Origin of the sequence: Pedobacter petrophilus (assembly GCF_009674725.1) — a bacterium.
Classification (GTDB): Bacteria; Bacteroidota; Bacteroidia; order Sphingobacteriales; family Sphingobacteriaceae; genus Pedobacter; species Pedobacter petrophilus.
Genome location: NZ_WKKH01000124.1, coordinates 1 through 536 on the forward strand (window position 1 = coordinate 1; position 536 = coordinate 536).

Below are 536 nucleotides of genomic sequence, written 5' to 3' on the forward strand. Positions count from 1 at the left end.
AAAGGCAGTTTTTGGACTGACCACGGGAAAGTTTACATTGTGTTCTTTCAGCCAGTCGTGCATTTGCGCTGCTGGGGTGGCAGGATATAGGATGAGCTTCTCCCGAACGAACTCTTCAAAGGCATCAAGGGAGCTTTTTCTTCCTAGGGGCACTTCAAGTTGTTGCATATAGGCTTCCTCGCTGAATGACAACAGACGTTTAACTGTGCGCCAGTCCATAACAAGGTGCTCGGCAATCTTTTGAATGGAAAAACCTGCTCTTTCCATTTGGTGAACTTCATGATAGATCATAAGTTTGTTTAAATAATAGTTCATTGAATCCTTTGTATTTGTAGTGAAAGACAAAGGTGTTCTAATCTTTTGGGGCTTCGCCCCAAAAGGTGAACTATGTATTTATTGTTACCATTTTCTCGACATCATTCTTGCCATTTTCTCTGCATCCATTGTTACGAAAAATCCTGTATTATTATTTACCGATTACATTGCTGCTTTTCTTTTATATTTGTCATGGCCATTGAGTTTGAACACAAAGTTAT

1 protein-coding gene and 1 pseudogene are annotated in these 536 nt (G+C 39.7%); one reads left to right on the top strand and one right to left on the bottom strand.

Annotated features, from left to right (window positions below; translation table 11 throughout):
* Window positions 1–315 (bottom strand): annotated as a pseudogene (locus tag GJU39_RS23320) (hypothetical protein); the annotation flags it as partial.
* Between the two features lie 19 nt (window positions 316–334).
* Here GJU39_RS23320 and GJU39_RS23725 point away from each other — a divergent pair.
* A partial coding sequence (locus GJU39_RS23725) for a hypothetical protein (RefSeq protein ID WP_209437735.1) occupies window positions 335–536 on the top strand: 202 nt, incomplete at its 3' end.